Consider the following 26,327-nt stretch of genomic DNA (forward strand, 5'->3'; position numbering starts at 1 on the left):
CGTTCTTCTCCTCAAACATAGCGCGATGCATCGAACCATCGCCGCTGTATCGCGCGGGCGAGCGCATTGAGCGCCCAGCCCGTTATTCCGACGACGACCACGCCGAACAGAACGAGGTCCATCCGAAACTCCTCGCTGCCGTCCACGAGCGTATTGCCGATGCCGCTGCCCGCGACCAGCAGATACTCCGCGCCGAGCGTGGCGAGCCACGAATAGATGAGCGCGAGGTAAATACCCGTGAAGATGGACGGCAACGCGGCGGGCAAGACCACATGCGCGAGCATTTGCAGCTTGCCGTAGCCGAACGTGCGCGCGACCTCGGTCCATTGCGGCGGCACGGCGCGAATGCCGTCGCTCGTATGCACGACGACCGGCACCAGCGCGGCGAGCGAGAGGAAGACGACCTTCGCGACATCGCCGAGTCCGAACCACACGGAGATGAGCGGAATCCACGCGAACAGCGACACCTGCTTGAACGTGTCGAAGCTCGGCGCAATGGCGCGATGCGCGAGCCGCGAGATGCCGAGGAGCGCGCCCAAGGCGAGGCCGAGCGTGGTACCGATCACGAAGCCCGTCAATTCCCGCGCGAGCGATGCCGACAACGCACGTGCGAGCGCGCCGCTTCGGGCCTGTTCCAGCGCGACATGAAGCACTTGCGCGGGCGAGACCATCACGCCGTGGCCGGGCTGCGCGTGACGCGACACGAGCCACCAGAGCGCGAGCGCCGCGAGCGGCAGCACGACGCCGCGCCAGCGCTGCGGACCGGCGGTACGTGGCTTGTCGGGCGTTCCGGCTTCGAGTTCGAGTGTGGACATGTCGGCTCCTTAGCCCGCGTTCGCGCGATTCAGCCTGCGTTCCACTGCGCCGAGCGAGCGATCCGCGATGAAACCGATCGCGCCCACGATCAGCACCGACGCCAGAACGAGATCGAGCTGGAAGAGCTGGCGGCCGTAGACGATCAGATACCCGAGCCCTTCCGACGACGCGACGAGTTCGACAACGACGAGCGTGAGCCACGCCTTCGTGAACGCGAGGCGCACGCCGGTGCCGATCATCGGAATAGCGGCGGGCAGCGTGACGTGAAGAATGGTCTGCCAGCGCGAATAGCGATACACGGACGCGACTTCGCGCAGCGCGGGCGGCGTATTGCGGAACCCCTGAAGCGTGCTCAGCGTGACCGGCACGAGCGCTGCGTGGCCGATCAGCAGATACTTCAACGGCTCGCCGATGCCGACGACGATCATCAGAAACGGAAGCCATCCGAGCACGGGCACCTGCACGATCGCATTGAAGGTCGGAAGGACATACGCTTCGAGCGAGCGCGACAGACCGAGCGCCGCACCGAGCGCGACGCCGAGCGCCACGCCGCCGATGAAGCCGACCGCCACGCGCGAGAGGCTCGCGGCCAGATGCGTCCATAGCTCTCCGCTTCTCGCGAGCGCGCCGAGCGTTTCGAAGACGAGCGCTGGCGCCGGCAAGACCTGCGCGGAAATCCATCCGAAGCGCGCGCCGAGCACCCACAGAACCGCGCACAGCACGGGCAAGAGCCAGGGAAGCGCGGTCCATCCGGCCGCGCGCAGCGTCTGCGCGCTGAACACGCGAGAGCGGGCGCGCTCGGCCGTGGGCAACGCGCGGGACAGTGTGTTCACCATGAGCCTGTTCTCCGTGAAGGTTGAGCGCGTCACGCCTGCGGCTTGCCGGACGCTTCGAAGCGCGGCCAGTAGCCATCGAGCTTCAGCGACTTGATGGCCTCGTCGAGATACTTCGGCTCGAACCAGCCATTGACGCTGACGGGCTGACGGATCAGATTGAGGCGCAGCGCGTCGTCGGCGACGGCCTGATAGCGCGCGACCAGAAACGGATCGATGAGCGGCGACATGCGTTCCTTCATCGGCTGGTTCGCGTATTCGGCCTGCCACGATTCGACCGGCACGCCGCTTTTCGCCCACAGCGCGAAGAGCGCGTTGCGGTTCGCTTCGTCCGACGACCATTGCGCCGCCTGCACCACCGCCGTCACCACTTTCTGCACCGTATCGGCATGCGCGTGCTCGAAGTCTTCCAGCACGAGCAGGTGCGCCTGGCGCGTCAGCTGCAAGCCGTCATTGCGCGACGCGTAGACGATCTTCGCCAGACCCTGACGCTGCAATTTGAACAGCGAATAGTCGAGGAACACGGCATCCACGCCCTTCGAGGCGAGCGCCGCCTGCGCCGCCGCCGTATCGAGGTTGATGACGCGCAAGTCGCGCTCGCTCAGTCCGTTCTCCTTGAGCACGTTGTCCGTCACGAGCTGTAGGTTCGTACCCCGAAATATTCCGACGCGCTTTCCCTTCAGGTCCTTCACGCCTTTGATGTCGGAGTCCGGCGGCACCGCGAGATAAACGCCGGTGCGAACGTTTGACGCGAGCAACAAATGCGTCTTGAGTCCGTTGGCGCGTCCGAGCACCGAGGGCAGGTCGCCCTGATACGCGAAGTCAACCTGCTTGTTCGCGAGCGCCTCGTTCACGGCAGGTCCCGCGCCTTTGAAGAAGAGCCATTGCACATTGATGTGCTCGGGCTTGAGCGCGTCTTCCACGCGATGCTGCAATTGCGCGGTCGCGGCGGGCGATCCGCCGAACGTCGGGGGATCGCCCATGCCCTGCTGCGCGACGCCGATTCGCACCACGTCGGGCTGCGCCGCATGCGCGGCGCATAACAAGGCCGCGCCGAACCACGCGGCCAGACTGCGTGTGATGAGGCCAGAACGTCTGCTCGATTTCATCGCTTGATCGCTAAAGTGGAGGGCGTCGGCAAAAATCAATGCGTGCGCGTCTCGCGCTTCACAATGCGGCTCGTGCGTCCGTCGATGCCCACGGGCACATCGCCATGCACGGTCGCCCGCCGCACCACGCGATGCGCGTCGCCGTAATCGTTCACCGCGTAATGCTGCGTCGCGCGGTTGTCCCAGATCGCGACGTCGCCCTGCGTCCAGCGCCAGCGCACCGTGTTCTCCAGTCGCGTGACGTGATCGTGGAAGATCCCGAGCAGCCGGTCGGAATCCCGCTGCGACAAGCCGATGAAACGCTGCACGAAGTGGCCGAGGACGAGCGTGCGCTCGCCCGTCTCCGGATGCACGCGCACCACCGGATGCTCGGTCTCGTACAGCGTGGAGGTGAACTGCTGGCGGTACTCGCGGTCCGCCTCGGTGTCCGGCGTATTGCGCGCGGCGGCGTAGTCGTAGGCGTTCGTATGCAGCGCCCACAAGCCGTCGGCGAGTTCGCGCAACGCTTGCGGCAAGTGCTCGTATGCGGCGGCCGTGTTGGCCCAGACCGTGTCGCCGCCCGCGGGCGGGATCACCACGCCGCGAAGAATCGAAATCTTGGGGTAGGCATCGACGAAGGTGACGTCGGTATGCCACGAGTTCGCGCGCGCGCCGTGCTTGGAGTCGAGTTCGAGCAGGCGGCTGCCGCTCGCGAGCGAGGGCACGGTCGGATGCGCGACCGTCTCGCCGAAGCGCGCGGCGAAGGCTTCCTGCGCGGCGTCATCCAGATGCGACTGGCCGCGGAAGAAGAGCACCTTATGCCGAAGCAGCGCCGCGTTGATGACGCCGATGGCGGCATCGTCGAGATCCGCCGAGAGCGTCACGCCACGCACTTCGGCACCGATGCGCCCGCCTATCGGGCGGACCTGAAACGGCTCGTGTGACGTGGCGGGCTGGCGTGCGGTGTCGTTGGAAGATTCGTTGGCGAGCGAAACGGTATCGGACATCGTGGGCTCCGTTGATCCTGGTGTCGGCTGGGAGAAAACATTGAAGCATCCCGCAACCGCCTGACCAACGAAGCGTTTCGACTTAGCTTTACAGCGTCGATGTCATGCGCAAAGCATGTGCGTATTGCTGAAGCCCGCCGATGTTCTCCTCCAGTTCCGCGCTTAAGCGCTCCATCAATTCCGCAGCCGGCATCTCGCGCGCGAGCGCGGCCGCCTGCCCCGCCCACTGCGCGCCGTAGCCGAACTCGCCCTTCGCCTTGGCCGCCGCGTGCAATGCCTTGCCGGCGTCGTAGGTGATCGGATAATCCGGATTTGCCGGCGCGCCCGCGCTGCGGCCCAGCTCCGTGAACTTGTTGACGAGGCCACGCGCGACGCGTCCCGAGATCGCCGCTGTGAACGTCGTGCGGTTCGCGGCATCGCTCAGGATGGCACGGCGAAAACCCGCGTCGATCGACGTCTCCGTGCAAGGCACGAAGGCCGTGCCCATTTGCGCCGCCTGCGCGCCGAGCGCGAGCGCCGCCGCGATGCCCGCGCCATCCATGATGCCGCCCGCCGCGATCACGGGCACGTCGAACTTGCGCGCGATCAGGCGCGTGAGCGCGAACGTCCCGATACGGTCGTCGTCGGCTTCGGTGTCGAAGACGCCGCGATGCCCGCCCGCTTCGATACCCTGCGCGATGATCGCATCCATGCCCGCGGCGGCCACCTGTTCCGCTTCGCGCAGGTTGGTGGCAGCGGCCATCAGCGTAATGCCGGCCTGTCGCAATGCGTCTATGGCGTCGTTAGATGGTAGTCCGAAATGAAAGCTCACGATGGCGGGCTTCTCTTCGACGAACACGTTCAGCATGGCATCGTCGACGACGAAGCTCGTATAGATTTCGGCGAGCTTTTGCGGCGGTTGGGCGTCGTACTGCGCGAAAAGCGGCGCGAGCCAGTCGATCCATGCCTGCTCGACGGCCTCGTTCGCCTGCGCCGGACGATGGCAGAACACGTTGATGTTGAACGGCTTGTCTGTCAGCGCGCGCGTTTCGCGGATCACGTTGCGCGCGCCTTCCGCGTTCATCGCGCCGACGCCGAGCGACCCGAGCCCGCCCGCATTCGATACGGCCGCCGCGAGCGCGGGCGTGCTGACGCCCGCCATCGGCGCCTGAATGATCGGCTTGGTGATGCCGAGGAGCGGCATCAGCGTGTTGCGCTTCATGTGCTGGTTCATGGAAGGGTCCTCTCGACGGCTGGGGCATCAATACGCGGTCAACCGCATCCGAAAGCAGCAACGCCCGCTCATTCCAATGGAACAAGCGGGCGCTGATTTCAAACACTCACGTATTACTTCGCGGTGGGCATCACGAATTCCGCGCCCTTCTCGGTGCTTTCGGGCCAACGCTGCATGATCGACTTCTGCTTCGTGTAGAATCGCACGCCCTCTTCGCCGTAAGCATGCGTGTCGCCGAAGAGCGAACGCTTCCAGCCGCCGAAGCCGTGCCATGCCATCGGCACCGGAATCGGCACGTTGATGCCCACCATGCCCACTTCGATGCGTCGGCCGAATTCGCGGGCGATGTGCCCATCGCGCGTGTAGCATGCGACACCGTTGCCGAACTCGTGCGCGTTGACGAGATCAACCGCTTCGCTGAAGTCCTTCGCGCGCACGCACGCGAGCACCGGCCCGAAGATCTCTTCCTTGTAGATGCGCATCTCCGGCTCAACGTGGTCGAACAGCGTGCCGCCCGTGAAGAAGCCGTCTTCGTGGCCCGGCACTTTCAGGCCGCGGCCGTCGACGACGAGTTGCGCGCCTTCGTCCACGCCCATCGCAATATAGCCCTCGATGCGTTCGAGCGCGGCGCGCGTGACGATCGGGCCCATTTCGGCGTCCGGCTCCATGCCGTTCTTTACGACGAGCTGGCGGGCGCGTTCGGCGAGGCGCGGCACGATCTTGTCGGCGACATCGCCCACCAGCACGGCGACCGAGATCGCCATGCAGCGTTCGCCCGCCGAGCCGTACGCCGCGCCGATCAGCGCATCGACGGCCTGATCGATATCCGCATCCGGCATCACGACCATGTGATTCTTCGCGCCGCCGAGCGCCTGCACGCGCTTGCCGTGCTTCGCGCCCGTTTCGTAGATGTAGTTCGCGATAGGCGTCGAGCCGACGAAGCTGATCGCGCGAACGTCCGGATGTTCGAGCAGCGCATCGACGACGACCTTGTCGCCCTGAACGACGTTGAAGATACCGTCGGGCAAGCCGGCTTTCTTCAGCAGATTCGCCATGAAGAGCGACGCGGACGGATCGCGCTCGCTCGGCTTCAAGATGAATGCGTTGCCGGTTGCAATGGCGACCGGGAACATCCAGCACGGCACCATGCACGGGAAATTGAACGGCGTGATGCCCGCGACGATGCCGAGCGGCTGGCGCAGCGTCCAGTTGTCCATGCCCGTAGAGACTTGTTCCGTGAAGTCGCCTTTCAGCAATTGCGGAATGCCGCACGCGAATTCGATCACTTCGATGCCGCGCGTCACTTCGCCCTGCGCGTCAGAAAACACTTTGCCGTGCTCGGCCGTGATGATCGCGGCGAGTTCGTCGCGGTGCTGATTCATCAGTTCGAGAAAGCGCTGCATGATTCGCGCACGGCGGATGGGCGGCGTGTCGCGCCACGCGGGAAACGCCGCCTTCGCGCTTTGCACCGCTGCTTCGACGTCCGCCGCTTCGCCCAGCACGAGCTTGCGCGGACGCTCGCCGGTCGCGGGGTTGAAGATGGGCTGCGAGCGCGCGCCCGATCCGCTCACCCGCTCGCCGTGGATGAAGTGGACCACATCGGCGGTATCGTTGAAGGCTTGCATTTCGTCTCCTGTCTCGAACGTTTCGGCAATACGACAAGTGTAGGAAGCGAATCGAGCCGTGCAAAGGCGCTATGATTGAACTCGTTGTTCACTATGGCAAACAATCCGCGCATGGACGAGCAAAAGATCGAAGCGCTCTGGACGCATCTGCACTGGCTCACGGTGCTCGCCGAACAAGGCAGCTATACGGCGGCGGCGGCGCGGCTCGGGGTGAGCAAGGCGGCGATGAGCCAGCGCATCGCGGAACTGGAGCGCGCGGCGGGCGTGCCGCTCGTCACGCGCACGACGCGCAGCGTGCGCTTCACGGAAGCGGGCCGCCGGCTCGTCGACGACACCCGCGCGCATTACGCCCACATCGCGACGAGCTTTTCGAGCGTGCGGGAGATGGCGGGCGTGGCGCGCGGCCTGATTCGTATGACGGCGCCGGTGGCTTTGGCGCGGCAGCAGATCGTGCCGAAGCTCGCGGGCTTTCTGCACGCGCATCCGGAAGTGCGCGTGCAACTGGAGGCGTCGGACCGGCTGACGTCGATTGCGACGGAAGGCTTCGATCTGGCCATCCGTCATAGCGCGCAGGCGCCGGAAACGCATGTCGCGTGGAAGCTGTGCGATACGCATTCGGTGATCGTCGCGACGCGCGCCTATTTGCGGCGGCGCGGCACGCCCGCCACGCCCGCCGATCTCGCCGTGCACGACTGCCTGTACTATCCGCGCACGCAAGCCGCGAGCATCTGGTCGTTCGTGCGCAAGGGCGCGCGCAAGTCCACGGCGGGACCGTTCACGCTCGCGATCAACGGCGCGTTCTCCGCGAACAACAGCGAATTGCTGCGCGATGCGGCGCTCGACGATCTCGGCATCGCGCTATTGCCGGACTTCACGGCGCAGGCAGCGGTGCAGGCGGGCAAGCTCGTCGTGCTGCTGCCGGACTGGCGGCCCGTGGGCGCGTTCGCGGATCAACTCTACGTGGTGCGGCCCTATGCGACGCATGTGCCGCGCGCAGTCGCGCTGTTCATCGGCTATCTGCGCGAGGCGTTCGCGGGCGGCTTTCCGCTTTGAGGCGGTCGCTGCGTCCTTTGGTGGTCACGTCACATAGAGCAGGCATCCCACCGAGGTGAGGCAGGCGCACGCGCTCGCGTAAAAGAACCACGTCGAGCGCAAAACGCGAAAGCGCGCGCGGTCTTCGTCGGGCCGGTCGTCGGGGAGATGCCAGAGGTCGAGATAGGTCGCGATCGTGCAGGAAAGCAGCGCAACCGCCGATAGTGAGGAGACCAAAAAGAACAGGCCCCAGGCGAGATCGTTCATAGTGAGGGCGTCGGCTATGTTTCGGCACGCGGTGCCGTGACGAATGACGACCGCAAGCTGACGAAACGCGTTGCGTCTCGCGGTTCGTGTCCCATATGTTGAAGTATAGGGACCGAGCATACGCGCCACAACGACGGCAAACCCCAGTTAATAATTGGATGGATTGCGCACGGCGGCTGCCATGAAAAACGCGCCCAGGGCGGGCGCGTTCACTGGAAGCAGTCAGTCGATGCTTAGACCTTCTCGACCGACGCCTCGTAGATTTCGTCGATAGACTTGGCGAGCGTCGCGTTGAATTCGCTGTCGCTCATCGACTTCTGGAGCTCGTTGATGAGCGCGCGCGAGAAGCTCGCGATCATGCCGTGGTTCTCGGCGAGGCGCTTGCATGCGTCGGTGCGCGAGTAGCCGCCCGACAGCGCGACCACGCGCACGACGCGCGGATGCTCGATCAGCGGCCGATAGAAGTCCGCTTCGTCCGGAATGGTGAGCTTGATCATCACATTGCTCGATTCCGGCAGCGCGTTCAGGCCCTTGAGCAGTTCGTCGCGCAGAATCTTCTCCGCGCCCTTCTTGTCCGGGCTCTTGATCGAGACTTCCGGCTCGAGAATCGGCACGAGACCCTGCGCGATGATCTGCGCGCCTACTTCGAACTGCTGCTGCGCGACCGCCGCGATGCCCTTCTCGTTCGCCTGATGGATGACCGAGCGCATCTTCGTGCCGAACACGCCGAGCTTCGCCGCGCGCTGGAGCAGCTCGTCGAGACCCGGAATCGGCTTCATCACCTGAACGCCGTCAGCTTCAGCTTCGAGGCCCTTGTCGACCTTGAGAAACGGCACGACGCCACGGTCTTCCCACAGGAACGTGGGCACCGGCTTGCCTTCGGCTTCGCCGTCCATCGTGCGTTCGAACAGAATTGCGCCGATCACCTTGTCGCCCGTAAAGGCGGGCGCGGTCATGATGCGCACGCGCATGTCATGCATCAGCTTGAACATTTCGGCGTCGCCGTTGTAGGCGTCGTCCGGAATGCCGTATTGACGCAGCGCGCCGGGCGTCGAACCACCGCTTTGATCCAGAGCGGCGATGAAACCCTGCTTTTCCGCCATCTGCGCCAGCATCTTCTCGTTAGCCACGAGCTTTCCTCCTCAAAGTTCAAACACCGGAGCGCGCAAGCACGGTCCGGGCTTTTGGTTCAACTCCTTCAAGTTTAATGGTTTTGAGGCGTGGCTTTCTCGTGCAAATCCGCCAATTCCCCGGCGTTGCGGCCATTCAGCAGGCGTTTTCGCGCCGAAAAGCTCAGGAAGCAGCGGAATTCAGGTCGCCGGGCGCGACAGGCTCGGCCGTGCTCGCGCCCGCTCGCCGGAGCGCGCTGGCGGCGCGGCGTAAGAATGACGGCGTGGCGGATTGCGCCGGACGAGATTCCGGCAGTTCCGGCGCCTGCGATCGTTCCGGCGCTTCGGGAAAGCGCGCCTCGCGGGCATCGGCGCATCGCCCGTTTAGTTGGCGGCGCATTTCCGGATGGTCGATGAGCGCCTGCGCGGACGCCATTCCGTGCTCGAACTGCAGCGCGTAGGCGATGTCGGCGAAATTCTCGTAGCGGCCGCTATCGGCCAGTTCCAGCGCCAGCGTGACGGTGCGCTGGCGGTTCCATGCGGCGAGATCGTCGTGGCCCGTGCTCACACATGCCTCTTGTCGGCAATGAGGTGCGGACGATGTTAGCCCGAGCGCCGCCCGTTCTCCGTTGTCATGTCACAACATTCAAACAAAAAGTACGACGAGAAGCGGCGACGCGCGCCGCACGATCGTTCGATGCAGCGGATTACCAGGCCGCCGCGAACGCCCGCACCGCGCGGTTGAACGCGCCGGGACTCGCGACATTCATTCCGTGCGATGCCCCGGCAATCGTCTCGCGCTCGGCGAATTCGATCCACTCTCCGAGCTTGTCGACGTTGTTGCGGAACATGCGCGGACTCTTCTGCCCGTCGATCAGGAGCGTGCGGCACTTGATGTCGCGCGCCGCCTCGCGGGTGTAGGCGGGCAGCGGATCGCGGAACTGCTTCGGCAGCGTGAGCGCGTTATCGAGCGACATGCGCCGGAAGCTCTCCGTGCTCTTGCGCCAGAAGCCGGGCATGCTGACCGAATCGACGAACATTTCGAGGCCCGCGTCGAACTCGCCGGCTTCGATCAGTTCCGCGACGCGCGTGCGCAGCGCGTTCGTCGCAGGCGGCAGCGCGGCGGGCGCAGCCTGCGCGGACGTTTGCAGCGGCCCGCCGGGGTCGGCGAGCGTCAGCGTCTTGACGAGCCGCGGATACTCACGCGCCAGATGAAACGCGATGCAGCCGCCGCGCGAATGCCCGACGAGATGCACGGGCGCGAGGTCGAGCGCGGCGATGAAGTCCGCCATTTCCGCGACGTGCGCTTCCCAGCCGAAGTCGCCCTGCACGTAGGCGTCGACGGCGGGCCAGTAGTGGCTCAGGCTCGGCGCGATGCAGCGAAAGTCTTCGCCGAGCGGCGCAAGTTGCGCGCTCCACCAGCGGAAATCGCACAGCGAACCGTGAATGAACAGCAACGGCTCGCCTTCGCCGCATTCGACGTAAGGCACGGAGATGCCCGACGCCACCGTCGCAAACGACGGTTCGGGCAGGGTTTGCACTGCGGCCAGCACGGCGGGATCGGTACGCGCGTTCATCGGTTCGCTCCTTTCCTGCACTATGCCGCGCCCCGATGCAAAAGAAAATCGCATAATATTGATAGAACCGTTCAGCTTTTCTGATGGCGCGCCCTTTTTGACCACGAACGTAAAAGCCCTCGACCTCGACGTTCTTTCGATGATCGTCGCCGTCGCCGACACCGGAAACATCAGCCGCGCGGCGGAACTGGTGCATCGCTCGCAGTCGGCCGTGAGCATGCAGATCAAGACGCTCGAAACCGCGCTCGGCAAGGCACTGTTCGTGCGCAAGCCGCGCAGCGTGGTGCCCACGCAAGACGGCGAAGTGCTGCTCGCCTACGCGCGACGCATGATTGCACTGCGCGACGAAGCGTGGGCGGCGGTCGTGCGGCCCGACGTGACCGGGCGCGTGGTGATTGGCGTGCCGGACGACTACGCGTCGTCGCTCTTTCCGCCGATCCTCAAGAAATTCTCCGCGACGTATCCGAAGGTCGAGATTCAGGTCGTCGGCCTGCCGAGCGCCGCGCTCGCGCCCATGCTGAAAGACGGCGCCGTCGATCTCGTCTGCGCGACGCGCATTAAGGGCATCACGGGCGAATTCCTGCGGCACGAGCCGATGGTCTGGGCCGCCGCGCCGAGCGCCAATGAGATATGGCGCGAGCGGCCGCTGCCGATCGCGGTGTTCCTGCCCGGCAGCGTCGCGCGCGAAAACGCCATTCGCAGTCTGGAGCGGGCGCGCATCGGCTATCGCACGTCTTACGAAAGCCCTAGCCTGCTCGGACTCTTGACAATGGTGGAGGCCGGTCTCGCCGTCGCGCCGCTCGCCAAATGCGCGGTGCCGTCGCGGTTCACGCTGCTCGGGCAGGCGCACGGGCTGCCGGAAATCGCGGCGCTGGAAGTGGTGCTCGCGCGCAGCGCGGCCTCGAAGCGTCCGCCGTGCGATTTTCTGGCGGAGCGCATCATCGCGGAGTTGCGGCGTTGAGTTCCGCTTCGATCGCGCCTATGCGACGCAATGCCCATGCGCGCAGCAATCCGTTCGATGCCACCAGCGGCAGCGACGCAGCCATGATGCGATAGACGTCGTTGCGGCGAACCTTCGAAACGCGCGCGGGGTCGAGCCACGCGTCGTTGCGCGCGAGCAGCACCAGCGTCTCCAGGCCGATCATGATCGGCCACAGGCACGCAAGCCGCAGCCGCACGGCGCTCGCGGGAATGGCGAACGTGTAGTCGAGCGCGTCGCGATACAGCGCGAGTGTCGTGCGCAGAAGGTCCGCGAGCACCGGCCGCGCACGCGCCGACGCGCTCGAATCGAGCAGATCGGTCGGCGTCAGGCCATGACGCGCGAGCATGTCGCCGGGCAGATAGCATCGGCCGATGCGCAGATCGCGCGCGCAATCGCGCAGCACGTTCGTCATCTGCAACGCCCTGCCGAAGCGCACGCCTCGGGCGAGCATCGCGTCGGGCGCGGCCTTGAGCGTGGCGGGGCTGTGCGCGTAGGTCATCTTCGTCCAGAACTCGCCGACGCATCCCGCGACGAGATACGTATAGCGGTCGAGTTCGTCGAAGCGTTGCAGGGCGATGACTTGCCCGGACGTCTCGTCGGGAAACGTGCGCAGATCGAATTCCATGCCGGTGGTCAACGTCGTGACGATGTCGCGCACGGCGGCGCCGTCGGCGGCGTTCGTCTCGCGCAGGATCGCGAGCGCCGCGCCGAGCGATTCGAGCAGCGTGCGTTCGTCGGGCTGCGCCTGCTGCCCCGCCACTTCGCTTTCGATGCGCGAGAGCGCGCCGTCGTCCGGCTCGCCGTTGACCTGCGCGCGCAGCGACAGCAGCAACGCAAGACGCCGCTCCGGCGCAACGAGCGACGTATCCGCGATGGTATCGGCAGCCCGCGCGAGCAGATACGCGAGCCCGATGGGATCGCGCATGCCGGGCGGCAGGATGCGCAGCGTCAGATAGAAAGACCGGGAAACGCGCTTCAGCAATGGGCCAAGCAAAAACGCGCGGCGTGATGGGTTCATGTGTCGGATCGAAGACTCGGCGAGGCGCGCGGCCGTGCGCGCCGCCGCATTGTATCCGTCCGTGCGGTTTTGCTAGCGCATTCGCTGGGCCGTGGGCTAGTGCTTGTGCGCCGGCACGCGATGCCGGACATGTGAGATATGCAGCATCACCGGCTTGACGGCCGCTCTCGCGTGGCGACCGCGCGAGCGGCCCGGCGCGGCGTGGGCGGCGGAAGGAGGCGCCGGCGCGAGCTCCAGCGCGACCGGCGTCACCGGTTCGAGGACGACGCGCGCGCGTCCGGCCTGCTGCAGGCCAAGCACGCTCGCGGCGGCGAACGACAGATCGATCACGCGCGTCTTCACGAACGGCCCGCGATCGTTGATTCGCACGACGACCGACTTCGTTCTCGACAGATTGCTGACGCGCACATACGTCCCGAGCGGCAGCGTGCGATGCGCCGCCGTGAGCGCATGCAAGTCGTACCGCTCGCCGCTCGCCGTGCGACGGCCCTGAAACTTGCGGCTGTAATACGACGCCTCGCCGACTTGCCGGAACCCAGGCGATGCGTCGTCGAATGCCGTGTCAGGCAATGACGACGGCGACGACGACGGCACGGGCGCCGCCGCCGATGCGCCTTCAGGCGCCGACGCCATCACCGCATCCACCGCCGACGCCGCTGCGGGCGCGCTTTCCTCTTGCGGTTTTTTCTGCGGCGGCGGCGTTGCGACCGCGGGCCGATGTGCCGCGCAGCCGCTCAGCAGCATCCATGCGCCGACCGATGCGACACCGGCCGCGCGCGAACGGCGAATCCATGCCTTTGCGACCATGAGCGAGCTTCTCCATGTAACGCCGATTCCCCGGAACCGGCTCGCCCATAACGCAAAGTCGCTGCGGCAGTTGACCCGCGTCGCTCAGATATGACTCAAGTTGACAGATACGCCGCGGGAGCCTCAGACGTATTCGAGCTTCGGATACCAGTCCGTGCCGCGTCCTTCCGGCGTCATGTCGAGCACGGTCCAGAGCGGCATCGGATCGGGCGCGCCGCGCGGATCTTCGCCCGGATCGGCCGTCGCGAAGTCCATTTCGCCGCTCCAGAAATGGCGGATCACGCCGTCGCGCCGCGTGAACACGTTGATCGCCGGCTCGTCGCCGCCTTCTTTCGAAACGGCGTGGTAATCGCGGCTGAAATTACCGTTCAGATCGGAGTACAGCTTGAGATCGCGCCAGCCGCGTTCCCGCTTGAAGGCAAGAAGCCGTGGCAACGGCGAGCGCGCAATCACCGCCAGCGCGACGCGCTGTTCGATATCGCGCGCTTCGCCTTCCCACGCCGAGAGCAGCGACGTGCACATAGGACACGGGCGCTCGCGTTGCGGTCCGAACATGTAGCTGTACGTCACGAGCGTTTGCTTGTCGCCGAAAAGGCCGGCCATATCGACGACACCGTTTTCCCCTTCGAAGCGGAAGTCGCCTGTCACCTCGCCGCCGGGCGGCAGCGCGCGCCGCATCTGCGCGACGCGTTCGACATGCCGCCGCAATTCGATCTCCTCCGCGAGCAACGCGGTGCGCGCCCGGCGATATTCGGCGCTTTCGTTCGGAAACCGCATGCTGGCGCGGTTCGCCAACTCGGCGGCCGGAACAGGTGTCGTCGTCGGTGATGTCATGCTGGCTCTCCTGAGTTGAACTCGGCTTAATCGCGATCCGGCGCGCCGAGCGGAAAGAGCGGCCGATACGGCCGCGCCTCGTCTACCGCCCGCGCGAACGACGGCCGCGCGAGCAGCCGTTTGCGATACGCGATCACGTTCGGATAAGCGTCGCCGATCCGATGCGTCCAGTCCGCATAGAAGAGGAACGGCGCGGCGGCGCAGTCGGCGAGGCTGAACGCATCGCCCGCGGCCCATTCGCGGTTTGCCATCACGCGGTCCAGATAGGCGTACGACGTGTCGAGCATCGCGCGGGCGTCCGCGACGCCTCGGGTATCGCGTTCATTCTCGGCGCGCATGCAGTCGAACACGATCTTTTGCTGCGGCGTGGACACATAATTGTCGAAGAAGCGGTCCATCCAGCGCACTTCGAGCGCCGCGCGCGGATCGTCCGGAATCAGGCGCACGGGGCCGGGATAGAACACGTCCAGATATTCGATGATGATCGTCGCTTCGATCACCGGCTTGCCGCCGTCCACCAGCACGGGGAATTTTCTGACGGGCCAGATTTCGGCGAGTTCGCGCATGGATTGCGGCGCGTCGGGCGTGAGCGGCCGCCAGGCAAACGGCGTCTCGTTCTCGTAGAGCGCAATCAGCGCTTTCTGACAGTACGACGAAAAAGGGTGGGCATATAGGATCAGACTCATCGGCAGACTCCGCTGGACGAATGGACGGCTCGTTGCATGGCCGGCTACCTGAACGACGAGCGGCGTGGCAGCGAATCGACAACTTCGCGCACGCGAACGAGAAAATTTTGTTGTGCGATGCAGCGTCGGCGCGCGCCGCATTGTCGCCGGACCGGGCCTTTGCTACCGTGCGGGGTTCCGCCGCGAAGCTGTCACGAGAACCGCTCGTCCGGAAATGACGAAACAATCAATGGGTCGAGGCAAAAAATGTTACGCAAAGACAAGATAAGGGTCGTGGTCGCAGACGGGCAACCGGTTACCGTGCTGGGATTACAGACGTGGTTCGAGACGCGCGAACGTTATCGCGTGGTCGCCAGCGCAACGTGCGAAGAGCAGTTGCTGTCGAAGCTGCGCGACGCGGACGGCGAACTGGTGATCGTCGGCTGCGCGCTCGGTGCGCATGCGCGCCCGGCGGCCGACCAGTTCGGCATCCTGCGCAAGCTCCGCGAATGCGTGCCGCACACGCCGCTCGTCGCGTTGACTACCGACAGCCGTACGCTCGCGGTGCGTGCGATGCAGCGCGCGGGCGCAGACGGCATAGCGAGTACGCGCGACGACTTGAAGGACCTCGGGCGCGTGTGTGAGCGCGTGCTGTCGGGCGTGAAAGGCGTGATTTCGCCGCGCATCGCTGCTGGCCTCGAAAGCGAGCGCCGCAACGCGCAGGCGTTCCATCCGGACACGATTTATCGCGAAGTCCGCCTGAGCGCGACGACGCTCGCCGCGCGCATGTGACTTCGCCCGCGTGACTCCCGGCTCACGCGGACGGCGAAGCGTCGCACGGGACCTCGCGTGCCTTCTTGTTGGGGTAGCTGACGTCCTTGCCGTCGTCGAACCCTTTCTCGTACGCGCGTTGATCGAGCGCGCGGAAAAGCGGCGCAAGTTCTTCGACTTGAGCGCGGATCAGTTCCATCAGCGGTTTGGCGAGCGCGGGCGAGCACTCGCTCGCGCCGTCGATATGGCCTTGCGCGCTGCTTACGACTTCGACCATCGCGCGCAACGTCTGCGCGCGCTTCACGCAGTAGTCCACCAGCGGCATCGCGTGCGTGATGACCGCATGGCCGTTTTCGTTAACCGACACCGTCACGTTCGACTCCACGAGCGTCTCCTTTCCGAATCTTGAGGGACTGAAACTCTAGAAGCCGCGCGTCGGCGCGCGCCAGCGGACGAATCCTAAACGCCGCGCTCTCTTCCATCGCACGTTCCTATCGGCGATGAAAGCCGCGTCGCCATGACCGCGTCCCGTCAGCAAGGATGCGCCAACTTCGCTACGATGCTCGCTTGACCCTTCCCCGGCGCGCGCCGCCGACCTTCGACCACACCATGCCCACGCCGCCAGACGCCATCGGTTTCACGCAAGATCCGCTCGACCGCATGTCCGAGAAGCGCGACGACGAAACGTTTCTCGCAAGCCTCAGCGAAGACGCCGCGACGCGCTTTCTGCTCTTCGCGAACAACAACGTGCCGCTTTTCAAGCGCGCGGACGGCCACGATCCGCTCTTTCTCGCGCACGAAGCCGCGCAGTTCGGCACGCCGCTGCAGACCGTGCTGCTCGGGCGCGACGCCGACCGGCGCGCGCTCTTCGCCTGCTCCGTCGATACGACCGCCGAGGCCGCCGCCGATGCGCTTCCGGGCGCAAGCGTCGAAGCGATCGAACTGCGTCCGGTCGCCATGCAAGGGCTCGTCGCGCCGCCGCTCGTAAGCGCGCTCGGCGAGGCGCGTTCGATGCTCGACTGGCATCGGCGGCACCGCTTCTGCGCGAACTGCGGGAATCCGACCGACAGCGCGGGCGCCGGCTGGCGGCGGATTTGCGGCCAGTGCGGCGCGCAGCACTTTCCGCGCGTCGATCCGGTCGTCATCATGCTCGTCACCGATGGCGAGCGCTGCCTGCTCGGCCGTCAGCCGCAATTCGCAACGGGCATGTACTCCGCGCTCGCCGGCTTCATCGAGCCGGGCGAGACGTTCGAGCATGCGGTGTATCGGGAAGTGCTGGAGGAAGCCGGCATTCGCTGCGCCGACGTGCGTTACTTCGCGTCGCAGCCGTGGCCGTTTCCGTCCTCGCTGATGATCGGCTGCTTCGCCCGCGCGACGGACACGGAAATCACCGTCGACGAAAAAGAGCTCGAAGACGCCCGCTGGTTCAGTCGCGATGAAGTCCGCGCCATGCTAGACGGCACGCACCCGCAAGGATTGAACGCGCCGAAAGCCTTCGCCATCGCGCATCACTTGCTGAAGGCGTTCGTCGAAGGCGACTAAAGCCTCAGAGCGTCTCGCGCTCGATGATCTCGAAGCCGACATCGACCGGCGCAACCGGCGCGGCGCCGCCGAGCCGGTCGATCAGGCAGCGCGCCGCGGTGGCGCCGATGCGCTTGCCATCGACGCGCACCGTAGTGAGCGCGGGCGTCGTGTCGGCGGCGAAGTCGAGGTCGCCGAAGCCGCACACGGCGAGCCGCGCCGGTACGTCGAGACCGAGCCGCCGCGCCTCCGAGACCACGCCGAGCGCGAGCAGATCCGAACTGCAAAATATCGCGTCGACCTCAGGCGTCGACTCCTGAATGCGCCGCAGCGCGTCTTTCCCGAGCGCCACCGACGAAGGCGGCGGCATCAGCACATCGGCGACGTCGCGCAGGCCGCGCAAAGCGAGCGTGTCGATGAAACCGCGCCGCCGCGCGAGCGCGCGCTGATCCGTCGCGCAGACGAGCGCCGGATGCGCCGCGCCACGCGCGACGAAGCGCTCCGCCACCGCCGCGCCGATCCGATAGTGCGAAAACCCGACGAGCATGTCGATCGGGTCGTCGGTCATGTCCCACGTCTCGACAATCGGAATGCCGATCTTGCGCAGCCGTTCGCGCAGCGTCGGCGTATGCGCCACGCCCGTCAGCAACACGCCTTCCGGACGGCGGCTCAGCACGGCGTCGAGCAGCTGATCTTCGTTTTCGTCGCTATACCCCGACAGGCCGAGCAGCACCTGATAGCCGGCGCGCGACATGGTATCGCTGAACACCTGCACCGTTTCCGAGAAGAGCGAATGCGCGACGGTCGGCACGATGGCGGCAATCAGCCGCGATTTCGCCGACGACAAGCCGCCCGCCAGCCGGTTGGGCACGTAGCCGAGCTCGCTCACCGCGCGGCGCACGCGGGCGAGCGTCTCGGGCGCGACCGTATCCGGCGCGTTGAACACGCGTGAGACGGTAATCGGAGAGACGCCCGCAGACGCCGCCACGTCCGTGATGCGCACGCCCTTCGATGTGCCGCGCGTGCGGCGCGGCGCGGGGCTCGCCTTTGCGGCGTCGTCAGAGATGTCGGCGAGCTTGGTCATGCATGGATTGGCGCGTCAGAGCCGGATCGGAGAAAGCGCGCCATTTTAGGCCTTCACGGGGGCATCGACGGCGGCGTCGCCGCGCGTGTTCCCGCGCCGCATCAGCAGCATCGTCACGACGGCGAAAATCAGCAGGCACGCAGCCGGAATCAGCATCGGCGCCTTCACGCTGCCGCTCGTCTGCCGCACCCACGGCACCAGATTCTGCGCGATAAACCCGCCGACATTGCCGAGCGAATTGATCGCCGCAATGCCCGCCGCCGCGCGCGCGCCGGTCAGGAACTTCGGCGGAATCGTCCAGAAGCATGGCAGCAGCAGATACATGCATGGCGCGCCGAGGCAGAGCGCGATGAAGCGCAGCGTGTTGGTCGGCAGGAAAACGCTCGCCAGGAAGAAGACGACGCCGAGCAGCGCGGCAGTCAACATCGCCACGGTCGTCCGGCGGTCGGAGCCGTTCGCCGCGCGCAGCTTCGCGGGCAGCCACGCCAGCACGACGGTCGCCGCGAGCCACGGCACGATGTTGAGCAGGCCGTTGGTCGTGTTCGACACGCCGAAGCCCTTCACCAGCGTCGGCAGCCAGTAGCTGACGCCATAGACGGACATCGACAGCATCATGTAGTAGAGCGCCATGCCGATCACGCGCGGCTCGGTCAGCACGCGCATGACGTTCGCGTGGCTCGTCTCGGCTTTTTTCGCCTGCTGGCGTTCGGTTTCGAGCGTGGCGTCGAGCCAGCTCTTTTCACCGTCGGAAAGAAAACGCGCTTTTTTCGGCGATGCCGGCAGCCACAGGAGCACGACCACCGTGAGCAGCACCGACGGCACGCCCGTCACGATGAACACCAGCTGCCAGCCTTGCAGGCCGAACCACGCCTTGTCGAGCAGATAGCCGCAGATCGGCGCGCCGACCATGTTGCCGATGCTGCTGCCGAGCGTGAAGTACCCGAGCATCCGCACACGATGCCGCTGCGGAAACCACAGCGTGAGGTAATAGATGACGCCGGGATACAACCCCGCCTCCGACGCACCGAGCAGGAACCGCAAGATGTAGAACATGGTCGCGTTCGTGGTGAACGCGAGCAGGATCGTGACGACGCCCCACGTCAGCATGATCCGCGCGATCCAGCGCGGCGCGCCGTACTTGTGCAGCAGCACGTTGCTCGGAATCTCGAAGATCAGATAGCCGATGAAAAACAGCGACGCACCGAGCCCGTACGCCACTTCGGAAATGCCGAGGCTGCCGAGCATCTGCAGCTTGGCGAAGCCGATGTTCGAGCGGTCGATATACGCGACGAGATACAGCAGGCCGACGAGCGGCATCAACCGCCATGCGAGGCGGTTGATGAGACGCGGCTCGTCGACGGTCAGCGGCGCGTTGCGGGAAAGCGGCGATCGGGTGTTCACGGTGTCTCCAGTGCGAGGCGGTCGGCTGCGGTCGGCAGCGCGCCTTGTCGTATGCGTTTCCTGCTGGCCCGCCTAAGAACTCAACCGCGCTGCTTGCGCCATTCGGCATACGCCGCGAGCGTTTCCTCATTCGGCGGATACGTGCCGCGCAAGAGCGCGCCCGCTTCCACGCGCGTCGTCACGAACTCTTCGAGCAGTTCCTGCTCGGCGGCATCCTTCGCGACCTGCTCGGCCATGTGACGCGGCACGATCACGACGCCATCGACATCGCCGACGACAATATCGCCCGGATACACGGCCACGCCGCCGCACGCGATCGGCACGTTCATGTCCACCGCGTGATGCTTCGCCAGATTGAGCGGCGCGCTCGCGCCCGCGCAGAAAAGCGGCAGCCCGATCTCGCCGATGGTGCCGCTGTCGCGCACGCAGCCGTCCGAGACCATGCCCGCGACGCCGCGCACTTTCAGGCGCGTGGTGAGAATGGATCCGGTCGATGCCACCGTGCGATCGCCGCGGCAATCCTGCACGAGCACGCTGCCCGGCGGCGCGCTCTCGACCGCCTTGCGCTGCGGATGGTCCGGGTCCTGAAACACGCCCACGTGATCGATATCTTCGCGCGCCGGAATGTTGCGCAGCGTGAAGGCCGGACCGACGAGATTCGGCGCGCCCTTCGCGGGCTTTACGAGCGGCGCGACGCCTTGCAGGAACACGTTGCGCAAGCCGCGCTTGAAGAGTTGCGTCGTGAGCGTCGCGGTGCTGACGTGGCGCAGCAGGTCGAGCGTTTCGTCGGAAATGGCGATGTCTTGTGTCGTCATGGTGTCGTTATCGTGTTCAGTGGATTTCCGGCTCGCCGCCGTGCGCGGCCGACTTTTCTTCGAGGAAATCGAAGTCGCAGCCCTTGTTCGCTTGCGTCACATGCAGTTGATGCATCACGCCGAAGCCGCGTTCGAACGGGCGCTTCGGCGGCGTCCAGGCGGCTTTGCGCGCGGCGAGTTCTTCGTCGCTGACTTCGAGATGCAGGCGGCGCGCGGGCACGTCAAGTTCTACGATGTCGCCGTCTCTCACCAGCGCGAGCGGCCCGCCGACGAACGATTCCGGCGCGACGTGCAGCACGCACGCGCCGTAGCTCGTGCCGCTCATGCGCGCGTCCGAGATGCGCACCATGTCGCGCACGCCCTCTTTCAGGAGCTTCTGCGGAATCGGCAACTGGCCCCACTCCGGCATGCCCGGGGCGCCGACCGGTCCCGCGTGCTGAAGGACGATCACGGAATCGGCGGTGATATCGAGGGTTTCGTCGTCGATGCGCGCCGCCATGTCGGCGTAGTCCTTGAACACGACCGCCGGCCCGCGATGCTTCAGCAGATGCGCTTCCATCGCCGCCGGCTTGATGACGGCGCCGTCAGGCGCGAGATTGCCGGTGAGCACGGCGAGGCCATCGTTCGGCACGAGCGGATTGCCGAACCGGCGAATCACGTCGTCATTGAAAATTTCGGCGCCCGCGATGTTCTCGCCGAGCGTCGCGCCATTGACCGTTAGTTGCGAACCATCGATCAGGTCGCCGAGTTCGGCGAGGAGCGCGCGCAGGCCTCCGGCGTAGAAGAAGTCTTCCATCAGATACTGGCCGGCCGGCCGCAAGTTGGCGATGACCGGCGTCACGCGCGACAGTTCGTCGAAGCGAGCGGTCGTGAGCGGCACGCCCGCGCGCCGCGCGACCGCCACCAGATGCACGATAGCGTTGGTCGAGCCCGACATCGCGAGCACCGTGGTGACGGCGTTGTCGAATGACTTCGGCGTGAGAATGTCGGACGGCTTCAGATCGGTCCACACCATCTCGACGATGCGCTGTCCCGTGAGCGACGCATACTGGGCATGCCGCGAGTCCACCGCCGGAATCGACGCGAAGCCGGGCAACGTGAGGCCGAGCGCTTCGGTGGCGCTCGTCATCGTGGATGCCGTGCCCATCGTCATGCAATGGCCCGGCGAGCGCGCGATGCCGCTTTCGACGCCCTTCCACTCGTCCTCGGTGATCTTGCCCGCGCGCAGTTCCGCCCAGTACTTCCACGTGTCGGACCCGCTGCCGAGCGTGCGGCCGTTCCAGTTGCCGCGAAGCATGGGGCCGGCGGGCAGATAAATGGCGGGCAGGTCCATGCTGATCGCGCCCATCAAGAGGCCGGGCGTGGTCTTGTCGCAGCCGCCCATCAGCACGCAGCCGTCGAACGGATATGAGCGCAGCAGTTCTTCCACTTCCATCGCGAGAAAGTTGCGATAAAGCATGGTCGTCGGCTTCTGAAACGGCTCGGCGAGCGTCATCACGGGCATTTCTACCGGGAAGCCGCCCGCCTGCCAGATGCCGCGCTTCACTTCCTCGACGCGCTGCTTGAAGTGCGTGTGGCACGAATTGATCTCGCTCCACGTGTTCACCACGGCGATGACCGGCTTGCCCATGTAATCGGACGAGTGATAGCCCATCTGCGCGGTGCGCGAGCGGTGCCCGAACGAGCGCAGATCGTTCACGCCATACCAGCGATGGCTGCGCAGTTCTTCGGGCGTCTTGCGTTTCGTGGGGTCGTAGGCCAAGCGATGTCTCCTTGATGGTAGCGTTACCATGTCGATGCACGCGATGGTAGCGTTATCATCGGCGAGCGTCGCTTGGGGTTTCTACGAGCAGCAGACGCTATTTGACGATGGAATGGACGGAGCCGAGCAGCTCCGAGAGTCCGAGCCAGAGAATCTGCACGCCGATGCAGAATATGACGAACGCGAACAGCCGCATGGCGACCTGCGTGCCGACGGTGCCGAGCAACCGTTCGAGATACCCGGCGAAGCGCACGCAGACGTAGATGCTCGCGCACAGCAGCACGAGGCCGACCGTCACGCCGACGATATGAACCGGCTGCAAGCCGTGGCGCGGCGAGCCGGTCCCGAGCGCGATGGCCACCGCAATCGAGCCCGGTCCGACGGTGATCGGCAGCGTCAGCGGGTAGAACGCCTTCGCGCGCAGCGTTGCGCCGCTACGCGGCGTGGGCGTGGGCGCGGGCTCGGTGGAAGCGTCTTCGTCGGGTGCCTGAAGGAGGCTCCAGCCCGCCATCGAAACCACGATGCCGCCCGCCACGCGCAGCACCGGAATCGAAATACCGAAGAAGTTGAGCACGTACGCGCCCACCGACAGCGACACGAGAAGAATGACGAAGCTGTTCAACGAGATGCGCCGGGCGAGCTCCTGCCGCTCGGCATCGCTGATGTGCGGCAGCATGCTCAGCACGACGAGCGCGACCGCGGGCGGATTGATGATGGGAAACAGCCCGGCGACGATCACGAGCACGGTCTTGACGAATTCGTTGAACATGCTCGATAGGTTTGGGATGTCGATTCGGTGACTAGTCCTCAGCCCGACACGAGCGGCGCAGTCAGAATCAGCGCGCACTCCGTCAGAAACGAGCCGAGCCCCACGCCGATCAGCACGCGCGCTACGTACGTCCACATGCGCCGGTCGACGTTGCCCGAGCAGCGCCACGCCGCCGTGCACCACGCGAGATAGAGCGCGCCGCACGCGGCGAACAGGCCCAGCGTGCCGGGCCAGAACCAGATGGTAATCAGCAGAAACGCTTCGGGAGCAACGCCGCTGCCCCAGAGGTACAGGTAGACCGCCCACCATGCGAGATGCATTGGCAGGCCGAGCAGCCACCAGACTTTCCAGAAACGTTCTTCTCCGCGCCAGGCCTTGCGCAACATGCGTCGCCGTATAAAGAAAGGAGGCTGGCATTTTACTTCACGGGATGCGGCCGCACGCCCGGCGTCTCGCGGCCGACGACGCCGGTAACGACTAGGTTCTCGTGGCATTTCAGCCTATTGCGTCGCGGCAAATGCCGATTTCCTGCTATGCGCGGCGCTCGGTGAGCATTTGACTCGCCAGATCGCCATGATGCATGGCGAGCGCGCGCAGCGACGGCCACATATGCATGTGGTGAACCATGAAACTGTCCGCGCGCTGAAGCTGATAAGGCGTGTTCAGCGTGATGCAGTCGACGAGTTCCGCAGCGCCTGCCATGCCGTGACGCGCGAGCACCCTGATGAACGTGTCCTGATCGCCGCCGCTCGCGTACGTCGACGACTTGTCCGCCACGCCGCCGATTGCATGCTCCACTTCGCCCAGCACGTCGAAGTTCGCCTGCGTGCGCCGAAAGCCCATGATGCCGGAGTTGAACTGCCAGCTCATGTCCATCGCGATCAGGCGGTCGCGATTGTCGAGCAGCCGTTCGAGCGGCACCCACTGGTCGATCACGAGCACGTCCGCGTCGATCCAGAACACCCATTCGTGCTGAGGCAAATGGCGACGCAGCACCCACGGCTTCAGCCAGTTGCCGCTCGCGCCGTGCGGCGATTCCCGCGGGATATCGCGATAAAGATGCAGCGCATAGCCGTGGCGCGCGCAGTAGCGCCGCAGATTGCGCTCCGCGATGGCGCCGTATGCGCGAATGTTCGGCGTGTAGAGCATGGCAATGGCGATGCGCGCATCCGGGCGCAGCGCCTCGTACGCGTCCTCCGCGATATCTGAAGCAGGCAGCGTCAGATACGCCTCGCCCTTCGCCTGACACGCGTTGACGTGCGACGCGATCAGATCGCGCAGGTCGGCGTGAACCGGTTCGTTCGGCGGCCCGTCGGGAATGTCGGCGAGCGCGATGGCGAAAACGCGCAGCCGCGCCCACAGCGGATCGATATGCCACGCCGCGGGCACGACGGCATGCACGCCGTCGATCTGCGTCATGTAACCGAGCGGCGCCGTCATGCGCAGAAGGGCCGACTCGCTCGCGAGCGCGCCGCCGAAGCGCGCGCCCGCGCACAGGCGTTCCGCCATCGCACGCGACGCAGGCGTATTGCGCCAGAGCTGGAACGCGCCGATCACCGTATCGCTTTCGGCGTCGCCCATCGAGACGATCAACGCGTCGCGTTCAGCATCCGCCATCAGCGATTCGCAGGCGATATCGCTCAAAATCAGGCAGTCCTGCGTGAGCAGCAGCACGAAGTCGCCGTCGGCAGCGGCGCGCAGCGCGCGCAACAGCGTCTGAAACTTCAGCAGCATGCGCAGATGCGTCCAGCCGATGCCGCTCGCATCGACAAACTCATGGGCGTAACCGCGATGCGCGCAATAGCGCCGATGGTTCTCGAACGACGCGTGCGCGTCCCGGCTCGCGAAGAAACTGATGACTCGGGTCGTCATGGAATGCTCGATGAGAGATGCAGGCAATCACCGATTCTGCGTTCGCATTCGGGGCGTGGGCAAGCGGCTGGACACTTTGTTTCATGCTGCGTGACGTGGCGCCGACTCGTATCGTCCGCGCGTGCAACAGGATTCAAGACGCCGCGCGGGCGCGCCTCGACAATTGCGCTTTCTGCCAACCGAACGGGGAATCTATGACAAACGAGACGACAGAAACCAGCGCGCGAGCGCAACGCTGCGTGATCGTGGTGGATCGCGCGCTGCCCGCGGGCAAAGCCGCGAACGCGGCGGCGGTGCTCGCGTTGACTATCGGGCAGCGGCACCCGGCGCTCGTCGGCGAACCGCTCGTCGATGCGTCCGGCGTGGCGCATCCTGGGCTGATTCCGGTCGGCATCGCCGTGCTCGCGGCCAGTCAGGACGAACTCGCGACCATTCGCGGCAAGGCGCTCGCGGCCGCTTGCGATGTCGTCGCGTTCCCCGAGCAAGGCCAGCAGACGACGGACTACGCCGCCTTCCGCGACGCCGTCGCGACGGTCGCCACCGATGCGCTGCGTTATGTGGGCGTCGCGCTGATCGGCGACAGAAAGCCGGTGAGCAAGGCCGTCGCGAATCTCGGCCTCTTGAAGTGATGCGCGTCAGCCGCGCGTCGCCGCCTTGTACGCGCCGGGCGTCACGCCGAGCATGCGGCGGAACGTGCGCGTGAGATGCGCCTGATCCGCGAAGCCGGTTTCGGCGGCGATATCGGAGAGCGCATTGCCGCGCCGGATGAGCGCCATCGCGCGACGCACGCGCGCCTGCCGCTGGTATTCGTGCGGCGTCATGCCGGTTTCACGACTGAACGCGCGAAACAGGCGATACGGCGGCAAGTCGGCCGCCGCCGCGATTTCATGCAGACGCAGTGGCTCGGCGAGACGATCTTCGAGAAAGCGCCGCGCCGTGACAATGGCGCGCGGCTCGCTCGTCTCGCGCGGCGCCGTGCTCTGCTTCATGTGACGTTCAGCGAGCCGCGCCGCGAACGACAGATACCGCTCGTCGCGATACAGCGACGACCCGCGCACTTCCGACGACCGATGCACGTCCTGAAGCGCCATGCTCAACACCGGATCGCGGATGATCGGACCGATGAGCCCGCCCGCGCGCTTTTCGCCGGTCAACTCCAGCAGATGCGCGACGTCCACATACAGCGTGCGCTGCGTCCAGCCGGCGCCGTCGACGGGCCAGCCGGCGTGCGGCTCGTCGGCATCGATGGCGTACAGATCGCCGCGCCGCGCGACGAACTCGGTGCCGCGCATGCGGATGCGAATCGCGCCGCCCGTGAGCAGCGCGAAGCAGGCGGTCTCGTGCGCGTGGACGTCGTAGGCGAAGTCCGCGAAGCGCCCGCGCAGCAGTTCCGCGCCGAGATCGGGCGCGCGCCAGATGCGGATGTCGGACGTGGGACGGGGGTTCATGGATCTTCGCC

Annotated in this window: 28 protein-coding genes; 5 read left to right on the forward strand and 23 right to left on the reverse strand. The window is 65.8% G+C overall.

Annotation, left to right across the window (positions count from 1 at the left end):
* Nucleotides 1–11 precede the first annotated feature (11 nt).
* From NCR37_RS20485 to NCR37_RS20510, 6 genes are all read right to left on the reverse strand, one after another.
* Entirely contained in the window at nucleotides 12–815 is an 804-nt protein-coding gene (locus NCR37_RS20485) for an ABC transporter permease (RefSeq protein ID WP_250474656.1), read from the reverse strand.
* Between the two features lie 9 nt (nucleotides 816–824).
* The gene (locus tag NCR37_RS20490; RefSeq protein WP_250474657.1) at nucleotides 825–1,652 is read right to left on the reverse strand and encodes an ABC transporter permease; all 828 of its coding nucleotides are present in this window, start codon (nucleotides 1,650–1,652) and stop codon (nucleotides 825–827) included.
* A 29-nt stretch (nucleotides 1,653–1,681) separates the two neighbouring features.
* Nucleotides 1,682–2,758 (reverse strand): ABC transporter substrate-binding protein, encoded by a 1,077-nt coding sequence (locus NCR37_RS20495; RefSeq protein ID WP_250474658.1) that lies wholly within the window; start codon nucleotides 2,756–2,758, stop codon nucleotides 1,682–1,684.
* Between the two features lie 35 nt (nucleotides 2,759–2,793).
* Nucleotides 2,794–3,744 (reverse strand): TauD/TfdA dioxygenase family protein, encoded by a 951-nt coding sequence (locus tag NCR37_RS20500; RefSeq protein ID WP_250474659.1) that lies wholly within the window; start codon nucleotides 3,742–3,744, stop codon nucleotides 2,794–2,796.
* A gap of 88 nt (nucleotides 3,745–3,832) precedes the next feature.
* A complete protein-coding gene (locus NCR37_RS20505; protein ID WP_250474660.1) occupies nucleotides 3,833–4,957 on the reverse strand; it encodes an NAD(P)H-dependent flavin oxidoreductase in 1,125 nt (374 codons plus the stop codon).
* Between the two features lie 113 nt (nucleotides 4,958–5,070).
* Entirely contained in the window at nucleotides 5,071–6,582 is a 1,512-nt protein-coding gene (locus NCR37_RS20510; protein WP_250474661.1) for a CoA-acylating methylmalonate-semialdehyde dehydrogenase, read from the reverse strand.
* Between the two features lie 111 nt (nucleotides 6,583–6,693).
* Between NCR37_RS20510 and NCR37_RS20515 the strand changes: the two genes are divergently transcribed.
* A complete protein-coding gene (locus tag NCR37_RS20515) occupies nucleotides 6,694–7,635 on the forward strand; it encodes a LysR family transcriptional regulator (protein WP_250474662.1) in 942 nt (313 codons plus the stop codon).
* Between the two features lie 24 nt (nucleotides 7,636–7,659).
* On the opposite strand, the gene NCR37_RS20520 is transcribed toward NCR37_RS20515, so the two are convergent.
* From NCR37_RS20520 to NCR37_RS20535, 4 genes are all read right to left on the reverse strand, one after another.
* The gene (locus NCR37_RS20520) at nucleotides 7,660–7,881 is read right to left on the reverse strand and encodes a hypothetical protein (protein ID WP_250474663.1); all 222 of its coding nucleotides are present in this window, start codon (nucleotides 7,879–7,881) and stop codon (nucleotides 7,660–7,662) included.
* A gap of 233 nt (nucleotides 7,882–8,114) precedes the next feature.
* A complete protein-coding gene (locus tag NCR37_RS20525) occupies nucleotides 8,115–9,011 on the reverse strand; it encodes a fructose bisphosphate aldolase (RefSeq protein WP_250474664.1) in 897 nt (298 codons plus the stop codon).
* Nucleotides 9,012–9,174: 163 nt separating this feature from the next.
* On the reverse strand, nucleotides 9,175–9,558 hold the full coding sequence (locus tag NCR37_RS20530; RefSeq protein WP_250474665.1) for a hypothetical protein: 384 nt from the start codon (nucleotides 9,556–9,558) through the stop codon (nucleotides 9,175–9,177).
* Between the two features lie 139 nt (nucleotides 9,559–9,697).
* Complete coding sequence (locus tag NCR37_RS20535; RefSeq protein ID WP_250474666.1) at nucleotides 9,698–10,567, reverse strand: alpha/beta fold hydrolase; 870 nt, start codon at nucleotides 10,565–10,567, stop codon at nucleotides 9,698–9,700.
* Between the two features lie 139 nt (nucleotides 10,568–10,706).
* On the opposite strand from NCR37_RS20535, the gene NCR37_RS20540 reads away from it, so the two are divergent.
* Nucleotides 10,707–11,528, forward strand: a complete 822-nt coding sequence (locus NCR37_RS20540; RefSeq protein WP_206470923.1) for a LysR substrate-binding domain-containing protein — start codon at nucleotides 10,707–10,709, stop codon at nucleotides 11,526–11,528.
* Here NCR37_RS20540 and NCR37_RS20545 read toward each other — a convergent pair.
* From NCR37_RS20545 to NCR37_RS20560, 4 genes are all read right to left on the reverse strand, one after another.
* Nucleotides 11,506–12,567: a phytoene/squalene synthase family protein gene (locus NCR37_RS20545; protein ID WP_250474667.1), complete on the reverse strand. Its 1,062-nt coding sequence runs from the start codon at nucleotides 12,565–12,567 to the stop codon at nucleotides 11,506–11,508. The genes NCR37_RS20540 and NCR37_RS20545 overlap by 23 nt on opposite strands.
* Before the next feature lie 96 nt (nucleotides 12,568–12,663).
* Nucleotides 12,664–13,374: a septal ring lytic transglycosylase RlpA family protein gene (locus NCR37_RS28415; RefSeq protein WP_284506951.1), complete on the reverse strand. Its 711-nt coding sequence runs from the start codon at nucleotides 13,372–13,374 to the stop codon at nucleotides 12,664–12,666.
* A 123-nt stretch (nucleotides 13,375–13,497) separates the two neighbouring features.
* A complete protein-coding gene (locus NCR37_RS20555; protein ID WP_250474668.1) occupies nucleotides 13,498–14,208 on the reverse strand; it encodes a DUF899 family protein in 711 nt (236 codons plus the stop codon).
* Nucleotides 14,209–14,234: 26 nt separating this feature from the next.
* The gene (locus tag NCR37_RS20560; RefSeq protein WP_250474669.1) at nucleotides 14,235–14,894 is read right to left on the reverse strand and encodes a glutathione S-transferase family protein; all 660 of its coding nucleotides are present in this window, start codon (nucleotides 14,892–14,894) and stop codon (nucleotides 14,235–14,237) included.
* A 246-nt stretch (nucleotides 14,895–15,140) separates the two neighbouring features.
* Here NCR37_RS20560 and NCR37_RS20565 point away from each other — a divergent pair, with 246 nt between their 5' ends.
* Complete coding sequence (locus NCR37_RS20565; RefSeq protein ID WP_250474670.1) at nucleotides 15,141–15,665, forward strand: helix-turn-helix domain-containing protein; 525 nt, start codon at nucleotides 15,141–15,143, stop codon at nucleotides 15,663–15,665.
* A 22-nt stretch (nucleotides 15,666–15,687) separates the two neighbouring features.
* Here the strand turns inward: NCR37_RS20565 and NCR37_RS20570 are convergent, their stop codons facing one another.
* Nucleotides 15,688–16,029 carry a hypothetical protein gene (locus NCR37_RS20570; RefSeq protein WP_250474671.1) on the reverse strand — a complete coding sequence of 114 codons (342 nt, stop codon included), beginning with the start codon at nucleotides 16,027–16,029 and terminating at the stop codon, nucleotides 15,688–15,690.
* A 224-nt stretch (nucleotides 16,030–16,253) separates the two neighbouring features.
* Here NCR37_RS20570 and nudC point away from each other — a divergent pair, with 224 nt between their 5' ends.
* Entirely contained in the window at nucleotides 16,254–17,186 is a 933-nt protein-coding gene (nudC, locus tag NCR37_RS20575) for an NAD(+) diphosphatase (RefSeq protein WP_250474672.1), read from the forward strand.
* A 4-nt stretch (nucleotides 17,187–17,190) separates the two neighbouring features.
* Here the strand turns inward: nudC and NCR37_RS20580 are convergent, their stop codons facing one another.
* From NCR37_RS20580 to NCR37_RS20610, 7 genes are all read right to left on the reverse strand, one after another.
* Nucleotides 17,191–18,249, reverse strand: a complete 1,059-nt coding sequence (locus NCR37_RS20580) for a LacI family DNA-binding transcriptional regulator (protein ID WP_250474673.1) — start codon at nucleotides 18,247–18,249, stop codon at nucleotides 17,191–17,193.
* Between the two features lie 45 nt (nucleotides 18,250–18,294).
* Entirely contained in the window at nucleotides 18,295–19,566 is a 1,272-nt protein-coding gene (locus NCR37_RS20585) for an MFS transporter (RefSeq protein ID WP_250474725.1), read from the reverse strand.
* Between the two features lie 164 nt (nucleotides 19,567–19,730).
* Entirely contained in the window at nucleotides 19,731–20,465 is a 735-nt protein-coding gene (locus NCR37_RS20590; protein ID WP_248324473.1) for a ribonuclease activity regulator RraA, read from the reverse strand.
* A 16-nt stretch (nucleotides 20,466–20,481) separates the two neighbouring features.
* Entirely contained in the window at nucleotides 20,482–22,227 is a 1,746-nt protein-coding gene (araD, locus tag NCR37_RS20595; RefSeq protein WP_250474674.1) for an L-arabinonate dehydratase, read from the reverse strand.
* Nucleotides 22,228–22,324: 97 nt separating this feature from the next.
* Entirely contained in the window at nucleotides 22,325–22,996 is a 672-nt protein-coding gene (locus NCR37_RS20600; protein WP_250474675.1) for a MarC family protein, read from the reverse strand.
* Between the two features lie 38 nt (nucleotides 22,997–23,034).
* Complete coding sequence (locus tag NCR37_RS20605) at nucleotides 23,035–23,382, reverse strand: hypothetical protein (protein WP_250474676.1); 348 nt, start codon at nucleotides 23,380–23,382, stop codon at nucleotides 23,035–23,037.
* Nucleotides 23,383–23,527: 145 nt separating this feature from the next.
* Nucleotides 23,528–24,868 (reverse strand): glycosyltransferase family protein, encoded by a 1,341-nt coding sequence (locus tag NCR37_RS20610; RefSeq protein WP_250474677.1) that lies wholly within the window; start codon nucleotides 24,866–24,868, stop codon nucleotides 23,528–23,530.
* A 194-nt stretch (nucleotides 24,869–25,062) separates the two neighbouring features.
* Here NCR37_RS20610 and NCR37_RS20615 point away from each other — a divergent pair, with 194 nt between their 5' ends.
* A complete protein-coding gene (locus NCR37_RS20615) occupies nucleotides 25,063–25,497 on the forward strand; it encodes a DUF2000 domain-containing protein (RefSeq protein WP_250474678.1) in 435 nt (144 codons plus the stop codon).
* A gap of 6 nt (nucleotides 25,498–25,503) precedes the next feature.
* On the opposite strand, the gene NCR37_RS20620 is transcribed toward NCR37_RS20615, so the two are convergent.
* Entirely contained in the window at nucleotides 25,504–26,316 is an 813-nt protein-coding gene (locus NCR37_RS20620; RefSeq protein WP_250474679.1) for a helix-turn-helix transcriptional regulator, read from the reverse strand.
* Nucleotides 26,317–26,327 lie beyond the last annotated feature (11 nt).

The sequence above is a fragment of the Caballeronia sp. GAFFF1 genome (assembly GCF_023630705.1).
GTDB lineage: Bacteria > Pseudomonadota > Gammaproteobacteria > Burkholderiales > Burkholderiaceae > Caballeronia.

Excerpts from the sequence above, each read along its gene's own strand:
- NCR37_RS28415 (WP_284506951.1), bottom strand. The coding sequence starts at position 13,374 with ATGGTCGCAAAGGCATGGATTCGCCGTTCGCGCGCGGCCGGTGTCGCA.
- NCR37_RS20535 (WP_250474666.1), bottom strand. The coding sequence starts at position 10,567 with ATGAACGCGCGTACCGATCCCGCCGTGCTGGCCGCAGTGCAAACCCTG.
- nudC (WP_250474672.1), top strand. The coding sequence starts at position 16,254 with ATGCCCACGCCGCCAGACGCCATCGGTTTCACGCAAGATCCGCTCGAC.
- NCR37_RS20555 (WP_250474668.1), bottom strand. The coding sequence starts at position 14,208 with ATGACATCACCGACGACGACACCTGTTCCGGCCGCCGAGTTGGCGAAC.
- NCR37_RS20605 (WP_250474676.1), bottom strand. The coding sequence starts at position 23,382 with ATGTTGCGCAAGGCCTGGCGCGGAGAAGAACGTTTCTGGAAAGTCTGG.
- NCR37_RS20565 (WP_250474670.1), top strand. The coding sequence starts at position 15,141 with ATGTTACGCAAAGACAAGATAAGGGTCGTGGTCGCAGACGGGCAACCG.
- NCR37_RS20580 (WP_250474673.1), bottom strand. The coding sequence starts at position 18,249 with ATGACCAAGCTCGCCGACATCTCTGACGACGCCGCAAAGGCGAGCCCC.
- NCR37_RS20620 (WP_250474679.1), bottom strand. The coding sequence starts at position 26,316 with ATGAACCCCCGTCCCACGTCCGACATCCGCATCTGGCGCGCGCCCGAT.
- NCR37_RS20585 (WP_250474725.1), bottom strand. The coding sequence starts at position 19,566 with ATGCCGCTCGTCGGCCTGCTGTATCTCGTCGCGTATATCGACCGCTCG.
- NCR37_RS20485 (WP_250474656.1), bottom strand. The coding sequence starts at position 815 with ATGTCCACACTCGAACTCGAAGCCGGAACGCCCGACAAGCCACGTACC.
- NCR37_RS20520 (WP_250474663.1), bottom strand. The coding sequence starts at position 7,881 with ATGAACGATCTCGCCTGGGGCCTGTTCTTTTTGGTCTCCTCACTATCG.
- NCR37_RS20540 (WP_206470923.1), top strand. The coding sequence starts at position 10,707 with ATGATCGTCGCCGTCGCCGACACCGGAAACATCAGCCGCGCGGCGGAA.
- NCR37_RS20490 (WP_250474657.1), bottom strand. The coding sequence starts at position 1,652 with ATGGTGAACACACTGTCCCGCGCGTTGCCCACGGCCGAGCGCGCCCGC.
- NCR37_RS20495 (WP_250474658.1), bottom strand. The coding sequence starts at position 2,758 with ATGAAATCGAGCAGACGTTCTGGCCTCATCACACGCAGTCTGGCCGCG.
- NCR37_RS20500 (WP_250474659.1), bottom strand. The coding sequence starts at position 3,744 with ATGTCCGATACCGTTTCGCTCGCCAACGAATCTTCCAACGACACCGCA.
- NCR37_RS20505 (WP_250474660.1), bottom strand. The coding sequence starts at position 4,957 with ATGAACCAGCACATGAAGCGCAACACGCTGATGCCGCTCCTCGGCATC.
- NCR37_RS20590 (WP_248324473.1), bottom strand. The coding sequence starts at position 20,465 with ATGACGACACAAGACATCGCCATTTCCGACGAAACGCTCGACCTGCTG.
- NCR37_RS20510 (WP_250474661.1), bottom strand. The coding sequence starts at position 6,582 with ATGCAAGCCTTCAACGATACCGCCGATGTGGTCCACTTCATCCACGGC.
- NCR37_RS20545 (WP_250474667.1), bottom strand. The coding sequence starts at position 12,567 with ATGAACCCATCACGCCGCGCGTTTTTGCTTGGCCCATTGCTGAAGCGC.
- NCR37_RS20615 (WP_250474678.1), top strand. The coding sequence starts at position 25,063 with ATGACAAACGAGACGACAGAAACCAGCGCGCGAGCGCAACGCTGCGTG.
- NCR37_RS20515 (WP_250474662.1), top strand. The coding sequence starts at position 6,694 with ATGGACGAGCAAAAGATCGAAGCGCTCTGGACGCATCTGCACTGGCTC.
- NCR37_RS20560 (WP_250474669.1), bottom strand. The coding sequence starts at position 14,894 with ATGAGTCTGATCCTATATGCCCACCCTTTTTCGTCGTACTGTCAGAAA.
- NCR37_RS20610 (WP_250474677.1), bottom strand. The coding sequence starts at position 24,868 with ATGACGACCCGAGTCATCAGTTTCTTCGCGAGCCGGGACGCGCACGCG.
- NCR37_RS20600 (WP_250474675.1), bottom strand. The coding sequence starts at position 22,996 with ATGTTCAACGAATTCGTCAAGACCGTGCTCGTGATCGTCGCCGGGCTG.